This is a genomic window from Sorangium sp. So ce295, assembly GCF_051527405.1.
In the GTDB taxonomy this organism is placed as follows: domain Bacteria; phylum Myxococcota_A; class Polyangia; order Polyangiales; family Polyangiaceae; genus Sorangium; species Sorangium cellulosum_B.
Window position 1 is genome coordinate 4750361 of sequence record NZ_CP150324.1, and the last position, 24186, is coordinate 4774546.

17 protein-coding genes are annotated in these 24186 nt (G+C 70.6%); 13 read left to right on the forward strand and 4 right to left on the reverse strand.

The window, feature by feature from the left end:
- Positions 1-398: 398 nt before the first annotated feature.
- Complete coding sequence (locus WMF11_RS17935; RefSeq protein ID WP_437978308.1) at positions 399-773, forward strand: hypothetical protein; 375 nt, start codon at positions 399-401, stop codon at positions 771-773.
- 383 nt (positions 774-1156) lie between these two features.
- Here the strand turns inward: WMF11_RS17935 and WMF11_RS17940 are convergent, their stop codons facing one another.
- Positions 1157-3064, reverse strand: a complete 1908-nt coding sequence (locus WMF11_RS17940) for a M6 family metalloprotease domain-containing protein (protein ID WP_437978309.1) — start codon at positions 3062-3064, stop codon at positions 1157-1159.
- Positions 3065-3378: 314 nt separating this feature from the next.
- On the opposite strand from WMF11_RS17940, the gene WMF11_RS17945 reads away from it, so the two are divergent.
- Complete coding sequence (locus WMF11_RS17945; RefSeq protein ID WP_437978310.1) at positions 3379-4821, forward strand: sigma 54-interacting transcriptional regulator; 1443 nt, start codon at positions 3379-3381, stop codon at positions 4819-4821.
- On the forward strand, positions 4818-8216 hold the full coding sequence (locus WMF11_RS17950; RefSeq protein ID WP_437978311.1) for a protein kinase domain-containing protein: 3399 nt from the start codon (positions 4818-4820) through the stop codon (positions 8214-8216). The genes WMF11_RS17945 and WMF11_RS17950 overlap by 4 nt, the downstream gene beginning before the upstream one ends.
- A 22-nt stretch (positions 8217-8238) precedes the next feature.
- Here the strand turns inward: WMF11_RS17950 and WMF11_RS17955 are convergent, their stop codons facing one another.
- On the reverse strand, positions 8239-9123 hold the full coding sequence (locus WMF11_RS17955) for a hypothetical protein (protein ID WP_437978312.1): 885 nt from the start codon (positions 9121-9123) through the stop codon (positions 8239-8241).
- Between the two features lie 383 nt (positions 9124-9506).
- Between WMF11_RS17955 and WMF11_RS17960 the strand changes: the two genes are divergently transcribed.
- From WMF11_RS17960 to WMF11_RS18005, 10 genes are all read left to right on the forward strand, one after another.
- Positions 9507-10229: a hypothetical protein gene (locus WMF11_RS17960; RefSeq protein ID WP_437978313.1), complete on the forward strand. Its 723-nt coding sequence runs from the start codon at positions 9507-9509 to the stop codon at positions 10227-10229.
- Positions 10230-10806: 577 nt separating this feature from the next.
- Positions 10807-11070 carry a hypothetical protein gene (locus WMF11_RS17965; protein ID WP_437978314.1) on the forward strand — a complete coding sequence of 88 codons (264 nt, stop codon included), beginning with the start codon at positions 10807-10809 and terminating at the stop codon, positions 11068-11070.
- 447 nt (positions 11071-11517) lie between these two features.
- Positions 11518-12243: a hypothetical protein gene (locus tag WMF11_RS17970; protein ID WP_437978315.1), complete on the forward strand. Its 726-nt coding sequence runs from the start codon at positions 11518-11520 to the stop codon at positions 12241-12243.
- 96 nt (positions 12244-12339) lie between these two features.
- Entirely contained in the window at positions 12340-13716 is a 1377-nt protein-coding gene (locus tag WMF11_RS17975) for an AAA family ATPase (protein WP_437978316.1), read from the forward strand.
- On the forward strand, positions 13713-14306 hold the full coding sequence (locus WMF11_RS17980) for a hypothetical protein (protein WP_437978317.1): 594 nt from the start codon (positions 13713-13715) through the stop codon (positions 14304-14306). Before WMF11_RS17975 ends, WMF11_RS17980 begins: the two co-directional genes overlap by 4 nt.
- An 11-nt stretch (positions 14307-14317) precedes the next feature.
- Positions 14318-15112, forward strand: coding sequence for a hypothetical protein (locus WMF11_RS17985; protein ID WP_437909604.1), 795 nt, complete (start codon positions 14318-14320; stop codon positions 15110-15112).
- A gap of 4 nt (positions 15113-15116) precedes the next feature.
- Positions 15117-15392, forward strand: coding sequence for a DUF1016 N-terminal domain-containing protein (locus tag WMF11_RS17990; protein ID WP_437978318.1), 276 nt, complete (start codon positions 15117-15119; stop codon positions 15390-15392).
- Between the two features lie 42 nt (positions 15393-15434).
- A complete protein-coding gene (locus WMF11_RS17995) occupies positions 15435-18527 on the forward strand; it encodes a DUF3427 domain-containing protein (RefSeq protein WP_437978319.1) in 3093 nt (1030 codons plus the stop codon).
- Positions 18528-18932: 405 nt separating this feature from the next.
- On the forward strand, positions 18933-20168 hold the full coding sequence (locus tag WMF11_RS18000) for an AAA family ATPase (protein ID WP_437978320.1): 1236 nt from the start codon (positions 18933-18935) through the stop codon (positions 20166-20168).
- Positions 20165-20878, forward strand: a complete 714-nt coding sequence (locus tag WMF11_RS18005) for a hypothetical protein (RefSeq protein WP_437978321.1) — start codon at positions 20165-20167, stop codon at positions 20876-20878. The genes WMF11_RS18000 and WMF11_RS18005 overlap by 4 nt, the downstream gene beginning before the upstream one ends.
- Positions 20879-21047: 169 nt before the next feature.
- Here WMF11_RS18005 and WMF11_RS18010 read toward each other — a convergent pair whose 3' ends face one another.
- Positions 21048-22484, reverse strand: coding sequence for a VWA domain-containing protein (locus WMF11_RS18010; protein WP_437978322.1), 1437 nt, complete (start codon positions 22482-22484; stop codon positions 21048-21050).
- Positions 22474-24159: an AAA family ATPase gene (locus WMF11_RS18015; protein WP_437978323.1), complete on the reverse strand. Its 1686-nt coding sequence runs from the start codon at positions 24157-24159 to the stop codon at positions 22474-22476. The genes WMF11_RS18010 and WMF11_RS18015 overlap by 11 nt, the downstream gene beginning before the upstream one ends.
- Positions 24160-24186: the final 27 nt, after the last annotated feature.

The following is a 24186-nucleotide window of genomic DNA, read 5'->3' on the forward strand; positions in this document are numbered from 1 at the left end:
CTCGGGCGGTGGAGCTGTTTTCATTGCTGGGGTCGTTGGTAGTAAACGAACGACATGGACTATTCTATGCATGAGCATCGTGGCTTCGTCATTTGTTTGCTCTTGTTGTCGCTTCTGCGCACGCCTGCCATGAATCGCGAAGTGATTCCATCGAGTTGACGGTTAATTGAGGCGACATTGCTGGCATGTTGCGGCGCACGCGCGAGAATGCGGCCCGGTGTCGGGCGCGAGCGCCTTCTGTTGCTCTCAATCACCAGCGAGCTCGGGCCGGAGGAGGGCGATCTTGTTGCCGTATGAGTGATTGATAGATTGTCGCAAGTGTCGGTCTTAGTGCGCGTACATTGGGTTGTGATGGTGAACAGGTTGGCTGAAATTCAAGACAAAAAATAGAGGTTGCGATGAAATTCAAAAGATATTGCATGTCTCTTCTCGTGTCGGCGGTTGCGTTGGTCATGACGTCTTCGACGGCGTCTGCTGGGTCGGGAGAGTGGGATTACGTGGGCTCTTCCAGTTTTTCTTACACCAGTGCAGTGGTGAAGTCTGCCGGAGGAGATTTCATGATTTGCCTTGAGTCTGGTCCTTCGGGCTACTACAGCTTGTATGAAGATGACTCTTCCAATGCGGATGAGTACGTCGGTTATGTCTATCTGCGTCCCGGTGCATGCGGGGCGTTTCGCGGCATTGGCGGATTCGTTGACGGTGACAATGATCGGGCAGAGTTTTATGTGTATAAATCGTTCGGAGGATCGGCGACCATGACGTTCTGGGATTAGAGCGGTGCTCATTTTCTTGGCACGGTCGATACTGTCCCCGGTGAGGTCAAGCCGCAGGCATGCTGGCTGATGTAGTGATTGGTCGGTTGCTCGTAAGCGCCCGGCCGTCGTCATGGGCGCGACCCTGGCGGCTCTCGCTGGCGTCGACGATGCTGGGTGCGGGGCGGCGTCTGCCCAGGGCCCGGGCAGACTTATCTCGCCACCGTCGCCTCCGCGCACTATCGCGCCTTACGCTGCGTAGGCATCGCCCTGCAGATAGCCGGTGAAGCCCTGCTGCAGGGCAGCCGGGGGCTTCGCCTCCAATCCGGCGCGTACACGAACGCCATGAGATCGGCCCGGACGCGTGCCTGTGGGGACCGATCAGGCAAGCCGGGCCAGGCCGCTCAGTCGCACTCCCCGACGCTCCACATCCCGGGCGCCTCGACGTGGAGCGTGACGATCTCGTCCTCGTCGAACCCGAGCGCCTGCTGCACGCCCGTTGTGCGGTATCCAAGGAAGATCTGGTCGTCCCCGAGGTCGACGATCTGCTTGTGGGCGCGACCGTGGATCTCGTGCTCCGCCACGGACGCGGTGATCGCGTTGCAGGCGAAGGGGACGTAGCTCACGTGCGCGAGCATGATCGGCCCGGAGACGTTGAAGTCCGTGACCGAGAGCCCGGTGAACTGCCCGTCCGCGTCGTCGCTGCTCGGGTCGGTGAACGGCGTGAAGGTCCGGCCCCCTTCGTCGTTGTAGAGGTTGGCGATGGAGCTCGGCGAGCTCGGGTTGCTCGCCATGACCGCGATCTTCCCGGCGCCCGCCTTCCTGGCCTCGTCGACGCGGTAGATGGCCACGCCGCCGGAGACGTCATCGAAGTCGAGCCAGCGCTGCAGGCCGCGGTCGTATCCCTCGTTCTGGCGGTTGTCGATCAGGAAGTACTGATCCGGATCCGAGGTCTCGACCTTGTAGATCGTCGGCGCGACGCCCTGCCCGAGGAACTCCGCGCCGGCCGTCCGGACGATGGCAATGTCCTGCGGCGGGGACCCGGGCTCGATCACCGTCGGCGCCAGGAATCCGGCCTTGATCCTGCTCCAGGCGCCCATCGCCACGGGCACCGAGCCCGCGGGCGAGCCGCTCGTGCTCCCCCAGCTCCCGCTCGCCATCACGCACCATGACCCAAGCGGGGTAGGGCCCTTGTAGAGATCCGGGAGGCCGACCGCCGAGTGCCCGAGCTCGTGGACGATGACACCCACCGTGGCCGGCATCGTCGTGGGCACGCCGCCGACCGAGTGGACCTGCCGTTCGCCGAGCGCGGCATAGCCGGTAAGGACCTTCCCGTCGAGGGTGATCGGGTCCTCGAAGCCCTTCGCATGGGCCCAGATCGAGGGCGTCTTGCTCGTGTTCGCTGTCTCGTAGCCGGCCACGATGAAGACCGTGTTGAGCTCGTCGCCGCGGACCTTGCCATCTGCGTTGGTGTCGTAAGAGGCGAAGTTGACGAAGGGATCCGCCAGCACCAGCGCCTCCTTCAGGTAGAGCTGGAGGAGGGAGAAATCCTTCTTGCTGTTGGGGTGCGCGAACGGGAGCTTGATCCGGACGATGCCGTCGTTGGCGGTGCCCTGGGTCTCCTTCGCACGGATGAAGGAGAACTTCCCGCGCGACATGTCGGCGTAATAATGGTTCACCGAGCCAGGGAGGCTCCCGTACATCGTCTGCTTCCAGTACGCGAAGTCGGTGTTGAAGTTGCCCGTGAACGCGCCCGGCGCGGCGAGCCCGCCCCCCTGGGTGAACTCCAGAAGGATGGTCAGCAGGGGGCGCCGGATCCCGGAGATCACCGTCGGATTCGCCGCGAACGAGAGCGCGCCCCGGGAATGTGCGATCTCCGCCTCCCAGAGGGTATCGAGCGCCTCATCGTCGATGCGCTGGAGCAGCGACGGATCCACGGGGCCGCCGTGCCCGCGGAGATCGCGGACCAGCACCCCGGAGGGGACGAGCCTGAGGGCGCCGCGCGCGTCCGATCCGAGCTCGGCGACCTCGTAGTCGCCCGAGAGGGCGTTGAGCACGACGGCGGTGCCGTCCGCCATCCGGAGGTAATCGAAGTGCTCGTCGCCGATCACCTCGGCGCGGAAGGTCGCGCCGGTCGCGTCGAGCTGGATCTCGCGCAGCCCGGGCTCGGCGCTCACCGCGGCCGCAGGGCGGCTCGCCGAGACGGCGCTCGCCAGCACGGCGAGCGCGACGAGCCCGAGCCGCGCCGATCGGCGCGCGCCGGCGATCCCCTGGTGATCCACGTTGCCCGCGCCGCTGTTTCGAGACGTCATGTCCGCATCCTCCTCAATCCGCGTTTCGCCGCGTTCGAGGGGCGCATCGCAACGCGTGTGCCGGGATCGGTCAGCAGCGCGAATCGCCGCGTTTCCAGGCGGATCCACGCGTCTCCGGCGAGCGCTTCGCCCCGCGCCGACACGCCGCCGGGACAGCTGTCACGCGCGCGCGACGGGCGCTGTCGCGGCGGCGTGACAGCCGTCCTGCAGGCGCTCCACCCGTGCGCGTGCGCGTGCGGTGCAGACGCGGGCGCGGCCCGCGGGCGCGCCGGTTCCGGGTTGACGCGGCCCCCTCCAGGGGCACCATGGCGATCATGGGCGACGATTCCGGGGAGGCCTGCACGCTCACGAGCTTCGATGAGGGGCGCTCTCTCCGGCTCCCGGCCGTCTCGGTGGCCGTCACCCTCCCGGACCGGCGCACGCTCACCGCGCCGCTCGATCTGCGCCCCCTCGTCGTGGGCGCGGGCGCCGACTGCGATCTGGTCCTCGCCGATCCACGCGCCTCGCGCAGGCACTGCGAGATCCGGTTGACCGAGCAGGGCGTGCTCCTGCGCGACCTGGGCAGCAAGAACGGCACGCTGATCCGCGACGTCCGGATCCGCGAGGCCTTCCTCCCGCCGCGCGTCCCCGCCACGGTCGGCGGCTCCGAGATCGTCGTCGGCCCCGCGGGGCCCGCGGCCGTCCTGCCGCTCTCCGCCGCGGACGCGTTCGGCGAGGCGGCGGGGCGGAGCCTCCCCATGCGCGCGATGTTCGCCCGGCTGGAGCGCGCGGCGCCGACCGACGAGACGCTGCTCCTGCTGGGCGAGTCCGGCACCGGCAAGGAGGTGCTGGCGCGGGCGATCCACGCGCAAAGCCGCCGCAAGGACGGCCCCTTCATGGTCGTGGACTGCGGCGCCATCGCCCCGAACCTCGTCGAGAGCGAGCTGTTCGGCCACGCCCGGGGCGCGTTCACGGGCGCCGCGGCGGCGCGGCCAGGACTGCTCGAGCAGGCGAACCGGGGCACGCTCTTCATCGACGAGATCGGCGAGCTCCCGCTCGAGCTCCAGCCGAAGCTCCTCCGCGCCATCGAGGGGCGGCAGATCCGGCGGCTCGGCTCGAACGAGTGGGTCCCCTTCGACGCGCGGATCGTGGCGGCCACGCACCGGAACCTGCGCGCGAAGGCCCAGGACGGCTCGTTCCGGGCCGATCTCTACTTCCGGCTCTCGGTGGTCGAGGTCCATGTCCCCGCGCTCCGGGAGCGCAAGGACGACATCCCGCTCCTCGTCGAGCGCTTCCTCGTCGCGCGGGATCCGCCGCGCGCGCTCGCGGACCTGCCGCCGGGGGCGCTCCCGCTGCTGGAGGCGTACGACTGGCCGGGGAACGTGCGCGAGCTCCGGAACACCGTCGCGCGGCTCGTTCTTTTCCCCGAGCTGCTCCACGAGATCCTCGGCGCCGCGCCGCCGGCGCCGCAGGGGAGCGCCAGCGCGGAAGCGACGCGCCTCGATCCCTCGGGCGCGGCGCCCTCCGGAGCGGCTTCGTCGGGCGCGGCGCCCTCCGGAGCGCCGCCGGCAGGGCCCGGCGATGCCCGCCTCCGCAGGCTCCTCGAGCTGCCGCTGCCCGAAGCGCGGGAGGTCGTGCTGGAGGAGCTGGAGCGCGCCTACGTCACCGAGAAGCTCCGGCAGCACGGGGGCAACATCTCGCAGGCGGCCGACGCGATGGGCGTCTCCCGCCAGCTCGTCCACCGGCTGCTCCAGCGCCACGGCCTCCGGGCCCGATGATCGTGCCCGTGGACGGTGACGAGCCCCGCGTCGACGCCCCGCCGTGGCCGCGGCGCGGGCGCGACGACGCGACCGTCACCGGCCCGGCCACGCCCGGGGCTCCCCCCGCCGCGCCCGGGGCTTCGCCCGCCGCGTTCGAGGCCACGCCCGCCGCGCCCGAGGCCACGTCCGATCTCGGCCTCGGCGAGGAGAGCCGGCGCTCCGCCGACGCGCGCGGGTCCACGCCCGCGCCCTCGTCGATCCCACCCTCGCCGGTACCGCCCTCGCTCCACGCCCGCTTCGAGGACTTCCACCTCCTCGGCCGCGGCGGCATGGGCGTCGTCTACCGGGCGCGGGACCTCCGGCTCGGCCGGCGCGTCGCCATCAAGCTCCTCTCGGCGGGCGCGCAGATCGACGGGAGCTTCCTGCGCGAGGCGCGCTCCCAGGCGCGGCTCCGCCACGAGAACGTCTGCGAGGTCCACGAGGCAGGCGTCGCGGATCACGTGCCCTTCCTCGTCATGCGCTGCATCGACGGCCCCTCCCTCCAGGACGCCCGCGGCGACCTGACCCTCGAGGAGAAGGTGCGCGTGGCCCGGGCCATCGCCGCCGCGCTCCACGAGGCGCACCGGCTCGGCCTCGTGCACCGCGACGTCAAGCCGAGCAACATCATGCTGGAGCGGGGCACGGACGGCGCCTACCGCCCCTACCTCATGGACTTCGGCATCGCGCGCGAGGCGGGGGAGAGCGGGCCCACCCTCACCGGCGCCCTGCTCGGAACCCCCGCGTACATGGCGCCCGAGCAGGCCGCGGGGAAGGTGCACGCCCTCGATCGGCGGACCGACGTCTACGGCCTCGGCGCGACGCTCTACGCGCTGCTCGCCGGCCGCCCGCCGTTCACCGGGGGCACCGTGATGGACGTGCTCCGCCAGGTGCTGGAGGAGGACGCGCCGCCGCTCCGGACCCTGGACCGCGACATCCCCCAGGATCTCGAGGCGGTGGTGATGCGCTGCCTCGAGAAGCAGCCCGGCGCCCGCTACGAGTCGGCGCGCGCGCTCGGCGAGGACCTGCAGCGCTTCCTGGACGGCGATCCCGTGCTCGCGCGCCGCGCCTCCCTGAGCCGCCGCCTCGCCCGGCATGCGCGGCGGCACCGGGCGGCGTTCGCGAGCGCGGCCGCGCTGCTGCTCGTGGCGCTGGTCGTCGCCGGCCTCCTCGTCCGCGGCCGGCGCGCCGCCGCGGAGCAGGCGGAGCTCGCGCGCGAGCTCGGCGAGACCGTGAAGGAGATGGAGCTCTTCCTGCGCGCCGCCCACGCGATGCCGCTCCACGACGTCGAGCGCGAGCGCGACGTGGTCCGCGCCCGGCTCGGGGCCGTCGAGGCCCGGATGGCGACAGCGGGCGATGTCGGCCGCGGCCCCGGCGAGTACGCGCTCGGCCGCGGCCTGCTGGCGCTTCAGGAGCCGCGCGCCGCGCTCGACCACCTCCGCGCGGCCGAGCGGGCCGGGTACCGATCGCCGGGGCTCGACCACGCCGCCGGCGTGGCGCTCTCCGAGCTTTACCGCCGCGCCCTGGAGGAGACCCGCCGCATCCGCGACCCGGCGCAGCGCGAGGCCCGGATCGCGGCGCTCGAGGTCGAGTACAAGGCCCCGGCGGCCCGGCACCTCCGCGCGGCGCTGGGCGGCGCCGGCGAGGCGCCGGCGCACGGCGCCATCGAGGCGCCCGCCTACGTGGAAGGTCTGCTCGCGTTCGCCGAGGGCAGGCACGACGAGGCGCTGGAGAGGGCCCGGGAGGCGTTCGCGGCGGCGCCGTGGCTCCACGAGGCGAAGAAGCTGGAGGGCGACGTGCTCTTCGCCCTCGGGAGCCGCCACCGCCACGACGCCGCCGCCTTCGACTTCGACCGGATGAAGGGCTACTTCGACGGCGCCGCCGAGGCGTACCGGATCGCCGCCGATCACGGCCGGTCCGACCCCTCGGTCCACGCCGCCGCGTGCGAGCTCTGGACCCAGACCATGAACGCCGCCGGCAAGCGCGGCGACTCGATGCGCCCGAGCTTCGAGCGCGCGCAGGCGGCCTGCGAGCGGGCGCTCGAGGCGAGCCCGCGGAGCCCCGAGGCGCTGGTCAAGCTCGCCTGGGTCCACAACTGCTTCGCCTGGTGGGCCGCGAGCGGCATGCAGCCGGGCGAGGACGCCGAGGCCGCCCTGCGCGCCGCGACCGCGCGCGCCGAGGCGGCGCTCGACAGGAGCCCGGACGACGCGTTCGCCCGGTACGTCGCCGCCGCGGTCGCCCGCGCGCGGGCGTACCACGCCGACATGCTCGGCCGCGACCAGCGCGCGGACCTGGAGCGCGCCATCCAGGGCTACGAGGCCGCGCTCCAGCGCGAGCCCGACTTCGCCTGGGCCCTCGCCGAGCTCTGCTCCGTCCACGCCGAGCTCGGCCGCCACGACTCCCTGCATGGCCGCGACCCGAGCGGCTCCTTCGAGCGCGCGGCGGCCCGCTGCGACCAGGTCCTCGCGCTCGACCCCGGCCTCGACGGCGCGCGCACCTCGCGGCTCGTCACCGGCGTCTACGAGGCAGAGCACCTCGTCCGCGCCGGCCGCTCTCCCGAGGAGGCGGTCCAGCGGACGCAGCAGGTGATCGAGGGGATGCATCACAAGGACCCTTCCTGGGGCTGGGCGCCCTACTGGCGGGTCTGGCTGGAGCACGCGCTCGCGCTGCATGCGCTCGACGCGGGCGCGGATCCCGGCCCGGCGCTCGCGCGCGTCCGGGCGAGCGCGCTGGAGGTGGCGCCGGACGCGACGGCCTTCCCGGAGTCGCTGCGGGCAATGCTGGCGGTGCTCGAGGCGCGCGCCGGGGTCGCGCGGGGTGAGGACCCGTCGCCCTCGATCCGGATCGCGCGCGAGGCGCTCGATCGCCAGATCGCGGTGGCGCCCTGGGACGTGTCGGACCGGCTGCAGCGCGCCGAGGTGGAGCTGCTCGCCTACCGGTGGAGCGCGCAGCGCGGCCGGCCGGACGCGGCGCGGCTCGACGCGGCGCTCGCCGTGCTCGACCCCCTGCTCGGCGGGCAGCGCGCCGATCCCCGGCTCCCCGCGCTCCTGGCCGAGATCCACGAGGTCCGCGCCGCCCACCGGGCGGATCACGGGGGGGACGCCGCCGCCGACATCGCGGAGGGGCTCCGGCATGCGGACGCGGCGCTCGGGCTCCACCCGCGGTTCGACCGGGCGCTCGTGGCCCAGGGCGGGCTCTGGCTGCTGCGCGCCGCGGCCGCGCCCGGCGCGGCGGCCCGGCGGGAGGCCGCCGGACGCGGGGCCGAGGCCCTGGAGGCGGCCCTCCTGGCGAAGCCGCTGCGCGCCCGGACCGAGGGCGCGCGCCTCGCGGAGGCGCGGCGGCTCGCGGGCCAGGCGCCCGACCCCGCCGCGCCCTGACCGCCCCCGCGGCCCGCGGCGCTCACTGGGGGAACAGCGCGGGATCGATCGTGCGCACGCGCCTGGGCTCACGGCACCAGTCGGGCTCGATGTCCGTCAGCCACGTCATCGTGCACGGCTTGTCGTTGCAGATGAACTGGCCGGGCCCGACGTGCTGGCAGGTGCCGTCATCGATGCTGTCCGCCAGGAGCCCCATGTAGTTGAGGCCGCAGGTCCCCGGCTTGTAGCAGTACCGCTGCTTCAGCGCCGACTCAGGGTCGACATCGCAATGGGCGATGAACGGGGCCGTTGCATAGACGGACACCTCGGCGCCGAACGCGGTCGAGGGGACCGCGCACCAGAGCGCCTCGCGGTGAATGTACTCGGTGTGAGGCGCCCCGTCGTCGGTCACCTGGGTGCCCGTGAGCAGGACGCTGAGGCCGTCGGTCACGTCGTTGACGTAGGCGATCACGCACTCCAGCACGTTGCCGATCACGGCATCGGAGAGCCCCTCCTCCGTCCAGGCCGACGCGCTGCTCACCATGCCCCGCCCCAGGTAGACCTCCTCGCCGTGGTGCACGACGGTGCCGGCGGCGGCGGCGCAGCGGACGGTGTGATCGAAGACCTCCTTGCCGTCCACGCCCCCGGGGGCCGCCTCGTCGAGGATCTTGGTGGCGAGGATGGCCGGGTGGATCTGGTCGTTCTGGAGCAGCGGGCTCCGCAGCGCCGTGACCACCGCGTACTTCCATGTGTGCCACGCGAGCTTCGGGGTCCCGTTGGTGTCCGGGATACCGGGCTTCATCACCGTCGCCTCGAGCCCTGGTGCGTCGAGCTCGATCTCGATCTCCGACTCCGACGCCGGCCCGCAAGCCGCCATGAGGAGCCCGACGCCCATCACCATCCCGTGCGCACCGACCGAGCGCTTCATCGCGATCTCCTCGTCCAGAGAGTTTCGAGCCTTCGTTCACGGCAACGGCGAGCTCGCCGAGCGTGGACACAAGCGGCCATGATCGCCGCGCTGCGTGCCGGGGACAAGAGCATGCGCCGTGCCATGTTCGGGAGCGGCGCGGCGGCGGCGGATCTGGCCGCGCGTCTCCCGGCGAGGTGGTACGGCGACGTTACAGGTGACCGTCGCGCGGACAGCGGGTGTTGCGCCGCCATGACAGGCGCCCATCGGAGCTGCCGGAGCTGCCGGAGCGCGGAGAAAAATCGACCGAGGCCGTGTCGGGTCGGCGGGACCTTTTGCGGGAGTAGGGGAAAGAGGGCGCGATCCGCGCGCTCCACGAACGCCTTCTGCCCGAGGTACACGCCATGAACAAGCCGTCGTCGCTCTCCGTTTTCCTCTCGCTCGTTCTCGCCGCGGTCGGCTGTGGCAGCACGGAGCCCGTCGAAACCGAGACGCCGGGGCCCGCGCAGGAGGTCCTGCGGGGGAGCCGCTACTGCGAGATCCTGCTCGGCGACGCGGATCTCGGCGCGGGATCGGTGACGATCGACGTGTACAACACGCAAGGCCTGAACGAGTGCCCCGAGGCGGCGTGGGTCGCGGTCGATGAGGCCGAGGTGAAGGCCGAGACGAGGGCGGACGTGGTGGTCATGAACGGCCCGCGCCACTGGATGATCGACAGCTTCGAGGGCTCGAAGGTGCTCGATCCGGAGGTGCGCACGCTCGGCGGCATCGAGATGCGCAAGACGGGCACGCTCACCGTCGCGCTCGCCGAGGCCGCGGGCAAGGCGAAGCCCTACGAGACACGCACCGTGCGGCGCGACACGACGTGGGGCTACGACGCGGGCAAAACCGTCTACGAGCTCGTCGATCCGGAGGGCGCGATCTACGAGTTGCAGTCGTACAGCGTGCAGGAGGTGCAGCAGGACGAGGCGTCGCTCGCGAAGCTCGGCGAGACATTGACGCTCCCCGACGGCTGGGCCTTTCGAACGCGGGTGATCGACGAAAAGCTCGTGGTGGAGGCGGTGGACGGGCTCGCCGTCGTGGTGCAGGACGACTTCGGGAATACCTATCAGCGCTCGCAGCAATAGACTACGAAGGGAGGGGGAGTGGCCGCGAGGATCACGCGGTGGCGTGGCGTCATGGTGGTCCAGACCAAACAGCACGAGTTCCTGAAGAGCCTGTCAGCGCGCGCTCGCGCCACGCTCGATCTCGGTCCCCGCGACGCGCCCGCATCGATGAGCTTGGACGAGCTTCGCCGCCATCTCGCTGGAGCGAGGCTGCCGGTCTGGGAAGTCCTCTTCGAGCTTCACGCGCAGCTCGCTGGCATCGGTCCCCGGCGCGCGCCCGGACAGGCGGATCTGTGGCTCTTCCCGGGGGCCGACGATCCGGCGATGCTCGCTCCGCCGCTTCGTGCCCGATCCCGCACGATCCTCGCCTCCCCGTCGGCCTGGCGAGGGGCGCGTGGCGGGCGCGATGTTCCGGCGGTCGGTCGTGGGATAGGCTCTCGCTGGGAGCGAAGGGAGGAACCACACGATGGCAGATAGGATCTCCAAGGAACCGCTCGTGGCGCCGGCCGGCTCGGGTGAGGCGGCCGCTTTCCTGATCCCGCGCAAAGTTGCTGCTGCTGTGAACCTGAAACCCTGATCGACAAGACGAGCGTCCGGCATGTTCCTCAAGATCCTCATCGTCCTTTTGCTCGCGCTGCCAACTCTGTTTTCTCTTTATGTCTTCTCGATTGAAGGGACGAAGATGCTCAAGCCGTTGGCGTTTACCTTCACGCTGACCTCTGCGCTCTACGTCCTTGTCGTCAGTCTCGTTCGCGTCCGTCACCCTTCCACGCCGTACCTCGGTTTCTGGCTCGTGTTGCCCATCTGCTCGGCGCTCATTCTCGCTTGCGTGGTGATGGCTCTCTCCGTCGTCGGTCATTGACGAGCGTGAACCCGCGCGGCGGGATTCCAGTGCCGTCACGGCGTCCGCAGCCAGAACGGGGCTGCCTACCTCCGGAGCAAGGAAGTCCGCGCCGAGGCCTCGGGCGGCACGTCACCAAACGTCGCTGAGGCGCAGGTCGCTCCGCTCGCTTCGGGTCGTCCGGTTACCCATGAGATCGGCGCTCCGGCGTCGGCGTCCGAGGGGGCACGAGCTGCTCGTGCGCATCACTCCGCTCGGTGGATCGGGCCTCGCCGCGCGCTGGAGCCGTCGGCGCGAAGCGCTGCCGCTTTGCTCTTTCCCGGTCCAGGCCGAGGGTAAGCGCCAGGAGCAGGTCGTGCGACGCTCGCGCGCAACCCGGCGCACCGTCGACTGAACAATCTTCACCGTGTCGTTGCCGAGGCGTACCTTGCTGTGCGCCGCCGGTTCGGCGCGGCGCGTGGAACCCCGATGTCGATGTCCGTGTCGTTGCCCTCCGTCTCCTCGCCCTCCGTTCGCACGCTCCTCGAGTCGCTGCCCTCACGGGGGCGCTTGATCGAGCTCGCGCGCTACTTCGGCGTCTTCGTGCCCCAGCGCGGCACGAAGGCCGAGCTGGTCGCCGCCCTGGCGCGCTCCGAGCAGGTCCGCATGCGCGCCGTGGTCGAATGGACGGGCCGCGACGAGCTCCGCGCTGCCTGCCAGGCCCACGGCCTGGACGCTTCCAGCCGCGCGCGCCAGGAGCTCGCAGAGCGGCTCCTCCAGGCCTTCGGCGATCGCAAGACTGCCCCTCCGACGGGCCTCTTCGGAGCCCACGTGACCCCTCGCCTCACCCCCGTGAAGGGGGACATCGCGCTCGTCCGGCAGCGCCAGTACCTCGTCGAGGACGTCATCACGCCCGAAGCCCCGAGCGAGGCCATCCGCGTCGATCTCGTCTGCCTCGACGACGATGCGCAGGTCGGCGCGTCGGACAGGGGCAAGCGCACGAGCGGCGCCTGGGGCGACCGGCGGGTGATCATCTGCGAAGGCCCGGCCGCGCTGAGGAAGGAGAGCGAACGAGGGGACATGAGGAAGCGCCTGGCCCGCATCGAGGACGAGATCCGGGACGAGCCGGCGGAGCTCGAGGCGCTCTACCGCGTGAGCCTGAAGCGGCTCGCGCCGGTCGGGCTCGTGTACCTCTGGCCGACGACGAGCATCTAGCGGGGTCGTCCGGACCGCCGCCGGTCCGATCGCGGCCTACCCGGCCGTGGCTTGGCCGTTCGCAGGATCGTCGCCTAGGATGCCCTGGACCCGACGATGCATCTCCAGCGGTTCCAGGTCCAGGGCTACAAGAACCTCCGCGCCCCGGTGTGCCTCGCCGATCTCGGCCGGCTCAACGTGCTGCACGGCGACAACAACGTCGGCAAGTCGAACCTGCTGGAGAGCATCGGGCTGTTCTTCGCGGCGATCCAGGCGCTGCGGGAGGAGGCGCGGGGCGGCCCGAGCCTCATGGAGCGCTACGCGCGCACCGCGCCGCCGCCCCAGGCCGCGCCGGACGAGCGGCCGCCGCGTGAGGCCGTACGCGGGTACGAGCACTTCGCCCAGCAAGGGTACCCGCCGGCCGAGATCTTCAATTTGAAGGACGCGGGGCCGATCGTCCTCGAAGCGGAGCTCCTGCTCGATCGCGAGAAGGACGATCCGCCCTGGCTCGATAAGCCGATCATCGCCCAGGTCCGCCTCGATCGCGGGGAGGAGGAGGTGACCGTCCGGATCACCACGCTCCGGCGTACCACGGACGGCGCGGATTTCGCGGCCGGAGCGGGGGACAAGGCGGCGACGGACGCCGCTTTCGCCCTGGTGCTGGAGCGGCTCGGGCAGCGCGTGCGCCGGAAGGAGGTCGTGCCGCGCTTTGCGCTGGTGCGCGCCGATCGCACCCTCACGCGCGACGCATCGGAAGGCGCGTCGCCGCTCGCGACGCGCGAGCCGCTCCCCCGCGCGCTCGGCAAGGCGCTGCACGACGCCGAGAGCGCGACCGGCGCACCGCGCGAGCGCTTCAAGCGTTTCGTGGCGGCGCTCGGCCGCTTCGGGGATCTGGTCGGCCCCGGGCAATGGCGCATGCGCTTCGACACCGAGGCCGATCGCGCGGAGCTGGTCCTGGATACCGGATCGGAGCTCTTGCCCCTGCGCTTGATGGGCTCCGGCATCCAGCAGATCGCGGTCCTCTGTGCGCGCCTCGTGATGACGGGCGCGGACATCATCGCAGTCGAGGAGCCGGAGCTGAACCTGCGCTGGACGGCGCAACGTGCGCTGCGCGACGTGCTCGACGAGCTCGCCGCCGACCCCGAAGCCCCGTCACAGCTCCTCATCACGAGCCACTCCGGGCAGTTCGAGAAGCAGCCACCCTTCTACCTACTCACGCGCTCGGAGGATGGGCCGCGGATCCACAAGGTGTCTGCCGAGGAGGCCTGGGAGTTCACCCAGCCTGCGGCGCCGCCGCCGCCCTCGGGCGCGCGCGCGCCGCGCGGATACCTGACGAGGGAAGGGGTGGTGCAGGTCCCGCCCGAGGTCCAGCAGCAGCTCGGCCTCTCGCACGGAGGCGGCGTGGTCTTCGTGCGCGATAACGACGGGCATTATCGCATGCTGACGAACGACCAGTATGCCGAGCTGTTCGAGGAGCGGGGGCCACAGCAGTGACGGCCGACGAGCTCGCGGCGCGGCTGCGCGAGGGCGCCGTCACGCTGGCGTTCGACACCAACGCAGTGTACCGCGACCGGCGGCTCAACGAGCTTTGTGACCGCATCGCGCGGCACAACCTCCGCCTGGCCGCCGAGGGCCGCGCGCCGGTTCGCCTCGTGATCTCCGCCGTCGCTTACGCCGAGAAGCTGTTCGACCTCAAGCAGCGATGGCGAGGGACCTTCAACCTCGATGTCATCCTCGACGGGCTCCGCTCCAAGGGGATCGAGGTGCAGTCGTTCGACGCCCGGCACGCGCTGGAGACGGCGGCGCGGCTCGGCGAGCGGTATCCGAACGACGCGGCCTGGCAGCGCGCCAAGCGCGACCGCTGCCTTTCGTGCCTGGGGCTGTCCCCGAGCGCCGCGGAGGCTCCCGGCACCGGCCGGACCTGCGGCGCCACGGTCGACTGGCTCGTCGGCGGGCACGCCCGGGCCGAGGGGTGCATGCTCGTGACCGACGACACCGATCCAGAGCTGGGCGGGCTCCTCGATCGGGTCGGGCTGGAAACGCTGACCGCCGCGCTCCGCCTGCTGTCGGAGGCGCCTGCGTGAAGGCGACCCCCTTGCCCAGACCGCGCCCGTGCATCGTCACGGCGCTGGAGCTGCTCGGGGTCGACGACCCCGAGATGCCCGAGGGAAGGGCGCGCCAGGCGTTATCGATCGTCCAGCGCCACCTCGGCGACTCCGAGCTACCCAAGCTCTGGGGAAGCCACATGTTCCTCGCGGCCCCTCGCGTGCTCCACGTCGCGCCGGTGAGGCCAGCGGGGATGCTCTTCTTCTGGCAGGCGCTCAACATCGTCCACCTCCAGGCGGCTCTCGTGCCGCTCGGCGTGCTCGTGCGCGGCGCGATCGCGCTCGGCGAGGCCGCCGCGAACGGCGATCTCGTCATCGGCCGCGGGATCGTGGAAGCTGAGCGCCTGCGCGACGAGGTCGCACACGTCCCGCGGGTCATCGTCGACCCCCGTCTGCTCCGCGAGGTCGAGCAGAACGCCGTCCTGCGCGCTCCGCAACATTCGGTCATGGAGGAGCTCGGTTACATTCGCAAGCTTCTCCGCCAGGACAGGGACGGCCTGTGGTTCGTCGATTATCTGTGGGCGATCAGCTCGGAGGTGGATGAGCCGCCCGAGTACCTCGATTTCTTCAAGGACCATCGCCGGCTCGTGACGCGCAAGCTCGAAGCTGCGACCGTCCTCGATCGCTCGTCGCATGCCTGGATCTGGCTGTGGAGCTACCACGGCCGGATCTTCGAGCTGCTGGAGAGCAAATGGCCTCTCGACGATCAGGAGCGCTCGGAGCTCCGCATCCCTGCGACGAGCCCCCTCGTCTACAGCTTTCCCCCGTCTACCAAGGCCCCCTGAGCGCATGGTCCAGTTCGCCGGGGCCTTCCCCGAGGAGCCGATTGTCGCGGCGCTGTCGCGACAATTGACCTGGAGCCACTTCGTTCTCCTGCTGCCGCTCGAGGCTCCCCTCGCGCACGCGTTCCACACCGAGATGTGCCGCGTCGAGCGCTGGATGGCTCGACCGCCACGAGCGCGAGCCGAGAACGGCGGCGTCGCCGCACCCAGGCAGCCGAGCACCATCTGCCAGCAAAAGACGAGTGGCACCCGTCTCGGCGGTGGACGCGCCCCTGTCTTGTGATGCCTCTTGGATGTGCGCTCGCCTGCCGTAGACTCGCTGGCCATGACGACGAGCCGGCGCGGTCTCTACCAGGATCTGATCACCGAGGCGCTGGCGTCCGGCCTGCGCGAGCTCGACGCCAGCCTGGAGGTCCGCACCGCGGCGCTCCGGGCCGCTGAGGCCGCCGACCGTATCGCGCTGCACCTGGGTCGCCTCGTGCAGCGCGCCCTCTCCGGCGTGCCCGATGCAGAGCGTGTGGCCGTCGGCGTGGGTCTGGCGCGGAGGCTCGTCGAGCAGATCGATCAGATGATCGCCGGCGCAGAGCTTCAGCCCGAGGCGCCCGTCGAGCCGGCGACGGTGCTCCACGCCATCGTCGGGCGCCAGCCGGACGGCAGGCCGGAGACGATCCCGGAGCCGCTCATCCCGCTCCTCGACACGGCGCTGCTCACCAACGCGCCTGGCGAGCCGAGGGTAGGCCACCAGCTCCTGACCGAGGTTCGCTCGGCGGACCGCATCGACGTCGTCATGGCGTTCGTCCGCCGGAGCGGCATCGCCCCGCTGCTCGAGGCGCTCCGCGTGCACTGTCAGGCGGGCCGCGCGCTGCGTGTGCTGACGACCACGTACACGGGATCGACCGAAGCGCTGGCGCTCGATGCGCTCCGCAAGATCGGCGCTGACGTGTGTGTGTCGTACGACACGGGGACGACCCGCCTGCACGCGAAGGCCTGGCTGTTTCATCGCGCGTCGGGCTTCTCGACCGCCTATATCGGCTCCTCCAACCTGACGCACACCGCGCAAACGAGCGGGCTCGAGTGGAACGTTCGTGTGTCCGGCGCGCGCAACCCGGATGTCATCGCCAAGGTCGCCGCCGTCTTCGAGAGCTACTGGAACGGCGGCGACTTCGTGCCGTACGACCGCGCGGAGTTCCTTGAGCGCGTCGATCTGGCGACGAGCGCGGCGCCATGGGTGATGCTCAGCCCGATCGAGCTCCGCGCAGAGCCGTTCCAGGAGCGTCTGCTCGAGCAGATCGCGCTCTCCCGCGAGCGCGGGCATCACCGCAACCTGCTGGTGTCGGCGACCGGCACCGGCAAGACCGTCATGGCCGCCATCGACTACGGCCGACTTCGGGAGGCGCTCCCCCGCGCACGCCTGCTCTTCGTCGCGCACCGCGGAGAGATCCTGGAGCAGAGCCTCGCGACCTTTCGTCACGGCCTGCGCGATCATGCCTTTGGCGAGCTGTGGGTCGGCGGCCGTCACCCGCGGCGCTTCGAGCATGTCTTTGCGTCGATCCAGAGCCTCTCGGCAGCGGGGTTCGATGACCTGGATCCGTCCCATTTCGACGTGGTGATCATCGATGAGTTTCACCACGCCGCCGCGCCGTCGTACCGCGCGCTGCTGGAGCGCGTGCGTCCCGTCGAGCTCCTCGGGCTCACGGCCACGCCCGAGAGGAGCGATGGGCTCCCGCTCCTCGGTTGGTTCGATGACCGGATCGCCGCAGAGCTGCGGCTCTGGGACGCGATCGATCAGCACCGGCTCGTTCCGTTCGTCTACTACGGCATCCACGACGGGCTGGACCTGCGCGATGTGCCCTGGCGTCGCGGGCGCGGCTACGACGTCGATGGCCTCTCCAAGCTGCTCACAGCCAACGACGCCTGGGCCCGGCAGGTGGTGGCCCAGCTCGCCGCGCATGTCGATGACACGCGAGCGATGCGGGCGCTCGGATTCTGCGTCAGCATCGAGCACGCGCGGTTCATGGCGCGCGTCTTTCGCGAGGCCGGTGTCGCGGCGACCGCGGTGTGGGGGGACAGCCCCGATGACGAGCGGCGCGCGGCCCTCGCGGATCTCGGGGCGCGGCGGGTCAACGTTGTCTTCTCCGTGGATCTGTTCAACGAGGGCATCGACGTCCCCGCGGTCGACACGCTGATCCTCCTGCGCCCGACCGACAGCCCCACGCTCTTCTTGCAGCAGCTCGGGCGCGGCCTGCGGCGCAGCGCCGGCAAGACCGTGTGCACGGTGCTCGACTTCGTCGGGCACCATCGACGCGAGTTCCGCTTCGATCGCCGCTTCGCAGCCCTGCTCGGCGGGAGCCGGAAGGAGCTTGTTCAGCAGGTTGAACGCGGGTTCCCGTTTCTGCCCGCGGGCTGCCACATGGAGCTCGACCAGAAGGCATCGGAGCTCGTGCTCGACAACATCCGGCAAGCGGTGCCGTCGGGGTGGACGGCCAAGGTCGACGAGCTGCGGCGGCTCGCCCGCAGCGGCGACGTGAGGCTTGCGCGGTTCCTCGAAGAGACCGGGCTCGAGCTCGAGGACGTCTATGCCGGGCAGAAGTCTTGGTCAGACCTCCGTGATGACGCTGGGCTCCCGTCGCTCGGCGTGGGACCGCACGAAGAGGTGCTGCGGCGCGCGTGCGGGCGGCTGCTCCACGTCGACGACTTCGTGCGGATCGAGGTGTACCGCCGGCTGCTCGCGTCTGACGCGTGTCCCGATCCGGGGGCGATGAGCTTGCGGGAGCGCCGCCTTCTGCGCATGCTCGTCGCCACCGTGGCCGATCGCGCCATCGACAAGGCGACCACCCTTGCGCAGGCGTGTGCTCTCGTCTGGGCGCATCCGCAGGTGCGCGCGGAGCTCGTCGAGGTGATGGACGTGCTGGCTGCCCGCGTGGACCACGTTCACCGGGCGCTCGGGACCCATCCGGACGTGCCGCTCCAGGTGCACGCGCGCTACTCGCGCATCGAGATCCTGGCGGCGTTCGGCGTCGGGGGCGGCGCGAAGGTCGCGCCCTGGCAGACAGGCGTGTACTGGGCGAAGGACGCCCGCGCCGACCTGCTCGCGTTCACGCTCGACAAGACGAACGGGCAGTTCTCGCCGACGACGCGCTACCGCGACCATGCCATCAGCCGGCAGCTGATCCACTGGGAGAGCCAGTCGACCACCCGCGCCGAGAGCGAGACGGGGAAGCGCTACCAGCAGCACGAGGAGCTCGGCACCGCGGTGATGCTGTTCGCGCGGCTGCGCAGCGACGAGCGGGCGTTCTGGTTTCTCGGTCCGGCGAGCTATGTGCGGCATGAGTCGGAGTTGCCGATGGCGATCACGTGGCGGCTGAAGCATGCGCTGCCGGGGGACCTGTTCGCGTCGTTCGCCGCGGCGGTTGCGTGAAGCGAACCTCGCCCGATCCTGCGGACAAAGTGCCTGCCTGCGGCGCACGTAAGTGAACCGCCCGCGGCTCTCTTCTCGGCATTGCTAGGAGCTCGAACCATCACGCGAGCGCCTCGGCGAGCGCGGCGTCGTCCTTACCGGCCTCCTTCACCGCCTTCTCGATCGCCTGGACCGGCCCCGGATTCAGGCTGCGCCGGACGTAGTAGACCAGGCGCAGGTGCGTGCCGTTGAAGAGGGAACCGACGGGGACGCCGGCGTTCCGCAGGAGGCGCTCGAGCTTCGCCGTCGGCGGGTAGCGCCACGGCCCAGTCTCGCTCTCCGGCCCGTCGACCCGTCCCCGCTGCTCCGGCGTGCATGAGATCTGGACGACGAACCGTATCCGCGCGATAGACGGCGAGCGCCGCCATGCTCGAGAAGATCCGCATCCAAGGCTTCCGTGCGCTCAAGGACGTGGAGATCTCGCTGCCTCCAGGCAAGCCGCTGGTGCTCATCGGCGAGAACGCCAGCGGCAAGAGCTCCATCCTGGATGGAGTCGCGATGATCTGCGCGGCCGCGGGCGGGCGGGCCGGGCGGGCGATCCTCGATCGGGGCGGATGGGCCGCTGTCGCCTGGGCCGGGACGAGCACCGAGATCGAGCTGATCGCCCGCTTCTCGGAGCGCTCGCCCGTCTTTCAGCGGGAGAGGGCGCCGGTCGAGTACATGATCCGCTTCGGGAGCGTCCGGGCGAGCCCGACCGTCCTCGACGAGGAGGTCCGGGTTTACAAAAACGGCTTCGACCAGCGTCCGTTCATCGCGCTGAAGGGCGGCGCCGCGTCCTGGGCGGCCAACGTCCAGACAAGGAAGAACGATGTCCTGGCCCCGGTGGAGTCGGACAGCGCGATGCTCACGAACTCCAGCCTCGCGGCGATCTCGGACGAGGTGCGTTACCCGACGCCGATGCACGTCAAGGAGGCACTGCAAAGCATCGCCTTCTATCCGTCGTTCGCCCTCGGCGCCGCCCCCGACGGCTCGGAGGGCGCGCACGAGCCCATCAACGCGCGGCCCGTGGAGCGGACGCGCCGCATCAAGCGGTCTGGGCGCGACCTCCTCAATGCGCTTCACACCCTCTCGCAGGAATACCCTGACACGTGGAGCGCGCTGCTCGCCGACCTGCAGGCCGTCTTTCCCTGGTGCGAGGAGATGCGATTCCCTCCGGGGCCCGGCCGAGGCGTGATCACGCTGACGTGGCGTGACAAGCGCTCGGGGGCGACCCTCTACCTCGACGACATGAGCGAAGGCATGCGCGTCTACCTGGCGATGCTCGCCGCGCTGCACGCGCCGGACAGCCCCGCGCTGATCGCATTCGATGAGCCGGAGCGGAGCCTCCACCCCAGGGCGATGCGGCGGCTCGTGAAGGTGATGGAGTCGCGCGCGGAGAAGACCCCGATCCTGGCGGCCACGCACGCCGACCGCCTGCTCGATCACCTGGAGGACCCCGCCGCGTCGCTCGGCATCACGCGCTTTTCGAGCGACGCCGGCGTCACCGTGGAGACGCTCGACGGCGAGCTGCTCGACGCCTGGCTCAAGGAATATTCGCTGTCGGAGCTGCGCGCCCGAGGCATGCTGGAGTCGCCTCCTCAAGACGGGACGTCCGTGTCGTGAGATCGATCGTCATCGCCTACGAGGACGACTACCACGAAGAGCTGCACCTGCTCGTCAAGGCCATGCGCAGAGACCGTGGTCTTCCCGAGATGATCGTGGAGGGGAGACCTGTCCGCGGCACCGGCAACTTCGTGCACGAGGCGCCCAGGCTCCTGCGGACGCCGCTCAAGCAGACGAAGCTCCCGCCCGATCGCGTCGTTTGCCTCGCGGACGCCGACAGGCCGCAAAACCTCGTTCCGGGCGCGCGGCCAGCGCCCGCCGGAGGGGACGGCGCAGCGCTGCACCAATGGGTGATCGCCTTCGAGGCGTCATGGAAAGACCACCTCGTGCGAGAGTCTGCGCTCTCGGAGGAGAAGTCGTCGAGGTTGTACGTGCGCTGTATCCGCTGGAACAAGGAGAGTCTGCTCGTCGCGTGCCCCGACGCCCTCCTCGATCACGCCGAAGGTCGCCGCGAGCAGGTTCAAGAGCTGCTGGACAGGTGTGCCCCTCCTCCGGCGACGCTCGGCGCCGAGGAGTTCGCAGTCCAGTACCGCAAGCCGGCGGAGTGCCTGGACCGGGTATTCCAGATCATCTCCGAGCGGCGCTACAAGAAGGGGCGCGACGACGAGGATCTCCTGCGCGTTCGGATCAGGCCAGGCCCGGCTCGACGCGCCGAGGTGCTGAGCCGCTGCCCGGATCTCGGTCGTCTCCTCGACGTGCTCGGGCCTTGAGCTGGGGCCGAGGAGGGAGCTCACGCGATTGGATGGAAGCGTCGCGACCCTTCATGTCGACCGAGATGCGCACGGGGTGCTCGTCGGGCGCGCTGTTGAACGCCCGCTGCACGTCGTCGCGGGCGTCGTCGCCCACGCCGCTGTGGAACTGCTCCAGCCCTCGCGAGCATCAAGGGCCACGCCACTGCCGCACGTCGAAGCCTCCGGCGATCGGTGCGTTCGGGTCCACGAGCCACACCTGATCACTGAAGAGTTCAACTCCGGCGGGGTCGCCGCCCACCACGACGGAGAGGACACGGGCCCCGGCGTCTTGCTTCGCGCGAGCCACTTGCTGTGCGACGCGTGCGCTGGCGCGGCACAGACCGTCCGTGACCACCAGGACATCGGCCCTGGCGTACGCGTCCGTTTTCAGAAGCTCGAGCGCACGGAGCAGGGGGGTGTCGTAATCGGTGCCGGCATGAAACCCCATGCTCAGAAAGTCGAGCAGGTGTGCGAGGCCCTGCCGGCCACGTCGGATCTCCAGCGGCTCCGCCTCCCCGGGCCCGCCGAACAGGAGGAGCTGGACAGCACGGCCCTTGGGAACGAGCTGCCGCACCACGACCAGGATCAGCGCCTTCGCGACGGCTTCGGGGGCACCTTGCATCGAGCCGCTCGTGTCCACACACGCGATGGCAGGGCCACGCCGCTCGTCCGTGGGCGTGGTCTCCGTCGTGGTTCCCAGCAGCTCCAGGCAGACGAGCCGGTGCTCGACGAGGCGCTGGAAGAAGAGATCCTCTGTCTCAGGAGACGCCAGCAAGGCGAGCTCACAGGCGAGCGCATCCGAGAGCTCGCCGCCGACGCGCACGCCGGCGACCGCCTCACGGCCACCGCGCTCGGCCCGGCGCGCCTGACGTTGCAGCGCCTCGATCCGCCCGAGCTCGTCGACGACCCGGCGAAGCACCGGCAGCCGGCCTAGCAGCGCCGACAGATGCTCGATGCGCGCCAGCAACGTCCGGTGGAGCTGGCCTGTCGCGAAATCCCAGCCGAACCCGGGGACGAGCGCGCCGAGGGCGAGCACCGCTTCGTCGCACGCGCGCGCGGCTGCCGCTGCTGCCGCGGTCGCGTCGCCGGCGCCGAGCTGCTCCCGGAGCAGAGCGCCCAGGCCCAGGGCGCTACGATCGCGGGGCAGGGGGCCTGACGTCGGCAGCGGGAAGCCGTCCGGTACGCGCCGCGCCATGAGCACCGCAAGCTGCTCGCGCAGCTGCTGTGCCTCCCTTTCCGCATCGCCTGTGCCACCCGGCTTCACGATGGCGTCTCGAGGGGAGCCGATCGCCTCCGGGGCGCGCGCGCCGTGGTGGCGGAGGACGTGCGCACTCCAGGCGACCGCGCAGGCCGCCGCGCGCAACGGCTCTCCCTGACACGCGACCTCCAGCAGGCGCAGCTCGCCGTCGGCCACGGCGAACCACAACGCGCCCAGCGGGCCCGGATCGCCCACGGGCTCGCCGCAGAGCCGCCTGGCGACCGCGAGCGTTGCCGCGCCGATCCACTCGTCCAGGCCGACGGACGCAGCCAGCGCACGGAGCTCCGGCGTCGCGTCCGCGAGCGGCGCCAGCGGATCATGTTGCAAGGGCGCGCTCGGCCGAGCCCCGCTTATCGTCCGTCGGCGATCCGGAGGCCGGGAGGGAAGGGGCCCTGGGAAGGTGTCGCGAGACGGTCTTCTGGATCCAGGTGGTCCAGCGCTCGAACATCTGCTTCAGATGCTCACCCGAGGTCTCTGTTCGCTCGGCTGGATCGCCGCCCCGCGATGCCCCCCGGGCGCGCATCTGCGCACCTAACGAGGCGAGCACGGCGCCCGTGTCTTTCCCGACCAGGAGGCGGTGCGCATCTGCGTCATCGACGACGACGGGCGTCGCTCGCTCCTGATGGTACGAGCTGTGCCGGATCGGCTCCCCATCGGCAGCCAGGCCGACCGCCTCGTCCGCCGCGTCGGTGGGCGCGCGTACCCACAGCCTCACATCGCTGTAGTGTCCGCGTTGCTTCGCCGCCTGGCGCATGCGCGACATCAAGAGGCTCGCGGGACCATAGGCGGCGACCGCGGCGCGATGTTGCGCGCTCGTGCGCTCGAAGGCCTGGAGCCTGGTGCGCACGGCCACGAGGCCCGCAACGAGCTCAGAGGGCAGCTCCGTGCACCAGGGCGTGCGCGCGAGCTCCTGCCGCAGGTGATCGAGGTGCAGGTCCAGCAGCTCCCGGGCCCTGCTGCATGCGTTGTCGAATCGGTCCAGCCGGCCGACGGCGCCGAGACGCCATGTCGACAGATCCGGGGCAGCCATGTCCGCCTCGATCTCGGCCCACAGCTGCCGCAGCGGTGTGAGGTAATCGTCATGCTCGTCCGGGACCACGAGCGATTCGCGCACGCACATGCGGACGGCCGCCTGGTTGGGTCCTGGATCCCCGAAGCAATGCTCGAGGAGCACCACGTCCAGGGGCGAGATCCTGGCGCGCCCGGAGGTGAGCGCGGACATCTTGAGCAGCTCCAGCGCCCAGCGCCAGCGACGGTCGCTCGCATCGACGCCCTCCTCGGACAGCCCGTCGCGTACCCGAAGCAGCGTCCTGCGCGCGGCGTCATCGACGCCGATCCTGCTCGCCCGATCTCGCAGCCACTCGAGCTCGGCGCGGGTGAGCCTGTCCGTGGCGATCGGCTGATACGCTGATATTTCACCGAGACAGACCTGGAGGAATCTCGCCGGATCGGCGATGGGAGGCACGCTGAGGCGGACGAGGAAGCGGTCGTAGAGCGCTCCAAGCCCTCCTTCCGGGTCTGGGGGCTCGTTGCTGGCGCCGACGATGCTGAACAACGGCACCTGGTCGCGGTGCTTGCCGTGGTGGAACACCCGCTCGTTGATGAGGGTGAGCAAGCTGTTCAAGATCGCGCTGTTTGCCTTGAAGATCTCGTCGAGAAAGGCGATGTGCGCGCGCGGCAGGTAGCCCTCGGTGAGGCGGCGGTAATCTTCCTCTTTGAGCCCCGGGATGCTGACCGGCCCGAAGAGCTCGTCGGGATGGGTGAACTTCGAGAGGAGGTACTCGAAGAGCGTCGCATCGTGCAGGCTCTCGCAGAGCGCCCTGGCCAGGAGGCTCTTCGCCGTCCCCGGCGGCCCGAGCAGCACGACGTGGTGCCCTGACAGGATCGCGAGCAAGGCCACGCGGATGTGGGTCTCGCGCTCGACGAAGCTGCGATCGAGCGATCGCAAGAGCCGGCTGATCTTCCCCTGGATGAACGCGAGTTCCGGGTCTGCGTCGTTCATCGGAGCCGCCATCTCATGGGAACCGGG